The sequence below is a fragment of the Claveliimonas sp. genome (assembly GCF_037273965.1).
GTDB lineage: Bacteria > Bacillota > Clostridia > Lachnospirales > Lachnospiraceae > Claveliimonas > Claveliimonas bilis.
Genome location: NZ_JAYAZJ010000114.1, coordinates 1 through 5,841, shown reverse-complemented (window position 1 = coordinate 5,841; position 5,841 = coordinate 1). Strand labels below are relative to the sequence as shown.

6 protein-coding genes are annotated in these 5,841 nt (G+C 45.2%); 2 read left to right on the top strand and 4 right to left on the bottom strand.

Translation table 11 applies throughout. The annotated features are described in order from the left end of the window. From WJ238_RS10185 to WJ238_RS10170, 4 genes are all read right to left on the bottom strand, one after another. Positions 1-546, bottom strand: a 546-nt coding sequence (locus WJ238_RS10185; protein WP_337606879.1) for a Mur ligase family protein, incomplete at its 3' end; no start/stop codon positions are given. A 34-nt stretch (positions 547-580) separates the two neighbouring features. After that, the gene (locus WJ238_RS10180; RefSeq protein WP_337606878.1) at positions 581-1,642 is read right to left on the bottom strand and encodes a D-alanine--D-alanine ligase family protein; all 1,062 of its coding nucleotides are present in this window, start codon (positions 1,640-1,642) and stop codon (positions 581-583) included. Between the two features lie 22 nt (positions 1,643-1,664). Then, positions 1,665-3,116, bottom strand: a complete 1,452-nt coding sequence (locus WJ238_RS10175; protein WP_316266191.1) for a nicotinate phosphoribosyltransferase — start codon at positions 3,114-3,116, stop codon at positions 1,665-1,667. Between the two features lie 469 nt (positions 3,117-3,585). Next, positions 3,586-4,320: a lysophospholipid acyltransferase family protein gene (locus tag WJ238_RS10170; RefSeq protein WP_230107140.1), complete on the bottom strand. Its 735-nt coding sequence runs from the start codon at positions 4,318-4,320 to the stop codon at positions 3,586-3,588. A gap of 132 nt (positions 4,321-4,452) precedes the next feature. On the opposite strand from WJ238_RS10170, the gene WJ238_RS10165 reads away from it, so the two are divergent. Both WJ238_RS10165 and WJ238_RS10160 read left to right on the top strand, forming a co-directional pair. Next, on the top strand, positions 4,453-4,878 hold the full coding sequence (locus WJ238_RS10165; protein WP_337606876.1) for a protease complex subunit PrcB family protein: 426 nt from the start codon (positions 4,453-4,455) through the stop codon (positions 4,876-4,878). 17 nt (positions 4,879-4,895) lie between these two features. Further along, positions 4,896-5,841: DUF3794 domain-containing protein (locus tag WJ238_RS10160; RefSeq protein ID WP_337606875.1), on the top strand; the 946-nt coding region annotated here is incomplete at its 3' end.

Here is a 5,841-nt window from a genome sequence, read left to right as displayed (position 1 = left end):
ATCCGGACTTGCCACTGTGGAAAGCTTGCGCATTTCTCCAAAATGATTGATTCCCATTTCCAGAACAGAAACTTCGTGTTCTTCCCGAAGGTCAAAGACAGTAAGGGGAAGTCCTGATTCACTGTTTAAGTTTCCCTGTGTCTTATGCACATTGAATTTCTGTGAAAGCACAGAAGCAATCATTTCTTTTGTACTGGTCTTTCCGACACTGCCGCTGATGCCCACCACTTTAATGTCAAAAGAATCCCGATACAGCTTTGCAATATCAAGAAGAGCCTGGGCTGTAGAATCTACAAGAATATAAGGATCAGAAGTCTCTCCGAGATCTTCTTCAGAAACGGCGCACAGTGCACCCTGTCGGATAACATCAGGAATAAACTTGTGACCGTTGACCCTTTCGCCGTGTATTGCCACAAACAGGCAGTCATCTGCAAGGCGGCGGCTGTCTATGGTAACCATGCTTACCTCCTTTGCAAGGAGGGAAGGATCGCCGTGATAAGTACCGCCACAGGCGTTAGTTATATTTTCTATCGTCAGATTTTTCATGATAATCTCCCTTTTGTTTTTGACAATGAATCAGCTACTGATATCTCGCTTCCAGAGATTTTTGTATGATAAGCTCGCAAAATTCCCCATATTCATATCCTGCTGCTTTTGCTGCTTTGGGAAGAAGGCTTGCGGATGTCATACCCGGAAGAGAGTTTACTTCCAGACAGTAAAATTCCTCCGTTTCTTTATCTACAATAAAATCAGCTCTTGCATATACATCCAGACGCAGAGCCTTGTAGGCTTTTTCGCCGGCTTCCTGGATCATAGCTGTCGTTTTTGCGTCTACAGAAGTGGCAGGACAGATTTCTGACGCACCGCCCTGCTGATATTTGTGGGCATAATCAAAAAATCCGTCTGATGGAACAATTTCTACCAGAGGAAGCGCCTTTCCGTCAAAAATACCACATGCATATTCTCTTCCGTTGATAAAAGGCTCAATTACAACCTCATCCTCTTTCAGGAAAGACTGGCGCATCGCTTCACGGTATTCTTCATCCGTATGCACGATGTGTACGCCAAGGCTGGATCCTCCGGAGCAGGGCTTCACTACAACGGGAAGAGAGAAGCCAAGATCGGAAAGAGGAAGATCTTTTTGGGAGTGGGGTACATGAAGCCCTACCGGAGTAGGAACTCCCTGCATCTGGAAAATTTCTTTGGTAACTCCTTTGTTCATTGATAAAGCACAGCCCAGAGAATTAGGCCCTGTATAGCGGATTCCAAGTGTATCAAAGGTTGCCTGTATTTTCCCGTTTTCGCCAAAGCCGCCGTGAAGAGCCATAAATGTGATGTCCGCCATGCGGCACAGCTCCAGAACATTGGGCCCCAGATAGCTTGCTGAATCACCGGGGCGTGAAGCTTTTAATGCTTCCAGATCAGGTTCGGTTACCTGAATGCCGGAAGCGATCTCAAGTCCGCCGCCGGGAATAGTAAAGACTTCCTCCAGATTGTCAGGTGCTGTAGGAAGGCCGAGGAAAGCATCAAGAAGATAGGCGTTGTGGCCCCGTTCTCTCAAAGCTTTGCAAATGCTTCCTCCGGAACTTAAAGAAACATCTCTTTCGTTGCTGTAGCCTCCTGCAAGTACAATAATATTCATAAAATTAACACTCCTTAATATTCTAGTCCATACCCATCTGGTCAAGAAGGGATTTTTTTACCTGATATAAGCTTTCAGAAAGGTCAACATATACCTGATGTGGATAGAAAAGACGCTTTGTCTCATCCCACAGTGTTTTCTTTTCCTGTTTGCAGTATTCTGCGATTTCCATAACGGAAGGAGACTGATACACACATTCTCCTTTGCGGAAAACAGGTACTAAAATTTCGCGCATAGTATAAGATCCGCCGGGCAGCTTTGTCTTTTTCCAGGTTTCGATCGGATCAAAGAGAAGAAGATCTTCGCTTGGATCAAAAATTTCATCTGCAAAGCAGATCAGATCAGCGCGGACTTTGCCGGTGGTCTTATCATAAATCCGGAAAATGGTTTTGTTTCCGGGATTTGTGATTTTTTCCGTATTTTCGGAAATTTTTATTTTAGGAATAAAGGCACCTGATTCATCCTGAATAGCTGCCAGTTTGTAAACACCGCCAAAGGATGGGCAGTCTTTAGAGGTGATCAGATTTGTTCCTACGCCCCAGGAAGTGATGGCCGCCTGCTGCATTTTTAAATCATGAAGCAGGTATTCATCCAGATCGTTGGAAGCGGCAATGACTGCATCTTTAAATCCGGCTTCATCCAGCATTTTCCGCGCTTCCTTGGAGAGATAGGCAAGATCCCCGCTGTCCAGACGTATGCCATACCGCTTCAGAGGATTTCCGCTGTCTTTCATTTCCTGGAATACCCGGATTGCATTTGGAACACCCGATTTCAGGGTATCATAGGTGTCTACAAGAAGGGTGCAGTTGTCAGGATAAAGATCTGCATAAGCGCGAAAAGCAGTATATTCATCCGGAAAACTCATAATCCAGCTGTGCGCATGGGTACCAAGTACCGGTACATCAAAAAGCTGGCCTGCCAGAACATTGGAAGTTCCAACACAGCCGCCGATCATTGCGGCGCGGGCGCCGTAAAGGCCGGCATCGGGTCCCTGGGCACGGCGGAGTCCAAACTCCATTACACCGTCCCCGTTAGCGGCAAAGACGACACGGGAAGCCTTTGTGGCGATCAGGGACTGATGATTAATGATATTCAGGATCGCTGTCTCTACGAGCTGTGCTTCCATAATAGGGGCAATAATCTTAATGAGCGGTTCTTTTGGAAAGACTACCGTTCCTTCGGGAATAGCATAAATATCTCCCGTAAAGTGGAAGCCTCCGAGATAGTGCAGGAAATCTTCGCTGAAGATCCCCAGACTCCGGAGATAATCCACATCCTCATAAGTGAAATTCAAATTTTTTACATATTCAATTATCTGATCCAGTCCGGCGCAGATAGAATATCCGCCTCCGCTTGGATTTTGGCGGAAGAATACGTCAAAGATGACGGTTTCATTCTGCCCCTTTTCGTAGTATCCCTGCATCATAGTAAGTTCATAGAAGTCAGTAAGCAGGGTAAGGTCGTGTCTGTTCATTGTTCCTTTTAAACTCCTTTTAGTACCTTTTTATTCCATGTCTGCGTCAGCAGACATGGTGTCTCTGGCAGTTAACATTCGCCATGCAAGCTCGCCCCCTTCGGGACCTCGCTCGCGGGCCTCGTCCCCGCAAAGCGGTATTTATGCCTTAACAGAACATTCGCCATGCAAGCTCGCCCCCTTCGGGACCTCGCTCGCGGGCTTTCGCCCTATAGAAATGCAAGACGTCCAAATTGCATGCAAGCATGCATTTGTCCCTCTTGTATTTCTGCATGGCTCATTGCTTACGCGGATATTATACCACGTGCGCAGAAAAGGAAGCACCGCGGAGCGGTATTTACTTTTCAAGCCGTGGATTGCCAGGTATAATCCCCGCAAAGCGGGGCAAGCTGATTTATCAGCTTGAATTGCACATGGTGCAATTATTATACCACGTTTTTTTTACAGTTGTAAAAAGAATGTAAAAAAACTATACCAGGGACTGATTTTTTATGATTGTTTCCTGGATGATATTCTGGCAGTATGCGCCCAGATGCCTTTTGGTTTCTTTGTCCAGTTTGTCCGGATAAATGGGGGTTCCATATTCCAGTACCACGTGGGCTTTTCTGACAAAAGGCAGATGTTTTTCAAAGATTGCCTGTGTATTGTTCATGGACATGGGGATGATAGGACATCCTGTCTTTTCAGCAATCTTCAGCGCACCGTCCTTAAATGGCAGCATAGAAAGTTCTTCGCCTGTATTTCTTGTTCCCTCCGGGAAGATGCAGATAGAAATTCCACTTCTGATATATTCTATAGCAGTCAGAATGGTTTTGAGTCCCTCCTTCGGCGTGCTTCTGTCGAGGAAGAGACAGTAAAGGTTTTTCATCCAGTCACGGAGAAGAGGATAGCGGAGCATTTCTTTTTTGGCAACATAGCCTGTCAGGCGCCGGCACCTGGAATAGGTCAGCAGAATATCGAAATAGCTTCTGTGATTTCCTATATAAAGGACCGGTTCATCCGGGATGTTTTCTTCTCCGATCACAGTTACGCTCACTCCGGCAATTTTCAGCATGAGCCGGAACGTCCACTGCACCATCCGGAGACAGGAATAGTCTTTTGCTCTTTTGCTGACAAGGCCAACTACGTTTTCTATGAGGAGAACGGGAATGCCGATGACCAGGTACAGAAACAGAACAATTACGATACAAATAAATCTTATCATATTACTGCAGCCTTTCTTTTTATACTTTCAGATATTTCTCAGACATCTTACCACATCTTACCATAAAACTGTCATTTTTCAAAGGGGTGGCGTGTATGATGATAAAGAGAAATAACTGCATGGTACAAAGATATGAAAGAACAAAGGAGGCTGCTTTGCACGCTTTGCGTTGTTTTGCTGATTTTTGTTTCGTCGTCTGCAGGCTGCAGTGTGGTAAAAGAGGACAAAGAAAAAACCGGCGATATCGAATATACAGTAGTAAAGGAAGAAGAGCTGCCAAAAGAGCTGCAAAAGCAGATTGAACAGAAAAAGGAGGACCCCATGAAGATTTCCTACGGAGATCAGGGGATGCTTTATATTGTGAGAGGATACGGAGAAAAGGACACGGAAGGATATCAGGCAGAAGTCAGGGAACTTTATGAGACAAAGAATGCCATTTACATACGGACTTATTTGAAAGGTCCGGAATCAGAGGAGGAAGCTAAAGAAAAAAAGACCTGCCCTTATGTGGCGGTAAAGATGCCGTATAGTGCAAAAAAAATCCGATTTGATGAGTGAAAAAGGAGGAAATAAAAGTGGAAGAAGTCAGAAAGGCAGTTCACTGTATACAGACAGGAAAAAGGGTGACGGATCAGTTTTATGTGGATGAGGATGTCAATGTGCCGGATGTCAGAGAAGATGTGGCGAAAGTCATTCTGGCAGGAGGCCGCGTGCGGGTAGAGGACATTAAGATGACGGAAAATTATGCCAGGATCACAGGAAAGATTACCTATCAGATCCTGTATGAAACAGAAAATGAGATCCAGAAGGTATCGGCGCTTCAGGGGAAACTGTCTTTTGAAGAGATGGTGTATATGGAAGATGAACCAGTGGGAAAACTATATGTCAGATCATCTTTCGCAGAGCTGAATGTAACCGTTATTCATTCCAGAAAATTGAATATCCGGGTGGCAGTTGACCTTGAAGTCAGCTCAGAGGGAGAGAGTGAGGAAATCCTGACAACAGATGTGGAGACTTCTGAACCGGTCTATAAACGCTTCCGGACAGAGGAAATACTGAAGCTGCATTCGATGAAAAAAGACATATACCGGATCAAGGAAGAGATGAAGATTCCGGCTTCAAAAGAAAATATAGGTACACTCCTCTATGGAGAGGCGAACTTAAGAAAGCTGGATACCCGACTTGGAACAGATGAGCTGCTGCTTAGAGGAGAGATTCAGCTGTTTTGTCTTTATGAGTCACAGGAGCAGAAGATGGAATGGGTGGAGCAAAATATTCCCTTTGAGGGAAAGTTAGAATGTTACGGGGCAGAAGATACTATGTACCATGACATTCAGGCTTCGCTTACAGATGAAAATATAGACATTCGAATGGATGAGGACGGGGAGATGAGGATTTTCGGACTGGAGGCCTCTCTGGAAGTAAGGTGCAGTGTCTATGAAGAGGAAAAAACAGAAATTCTGGATGATCTTTATTCCCTGACAAAAGAGCTTATTCCTGCCCGGGAGGAAAAGGCTCTGA

What these genes read in the sequence shown, in the direction of transcription:
- WJ238_RS10180 (WP_337606878.1), bottom strand. Translation starts at nt 1,642, where the DNA reads ATGAATATTATTGTACTTGCAGGAGGCTACAGCAACGAAAGAGATGTT.
- WJ238_RS10175 (WP_316266191.1), bottom strand. Translation starts at nt 3,116, where the DNA reads ATGAACAGACACGACCTTACCCTGCTTACTGACTTCTATGAACTTACT.
- WJ238_RS10170 (WP_230107140.1), bottom strand. Translation starts at nt 4,320, where the DNA reads ATGATAAGATTTATTTGTATCGTAATTGTTCTGTTTCTGTACCTGGTC.
- WJ238_RS10165 (WP_337606876.1), top strand. Translation starts at nt 4,453, where the DNA reads ATGAAAGAACAAAGGAGGCTGCTTTGCACGCTTTGCGTTGTTTTGCTG.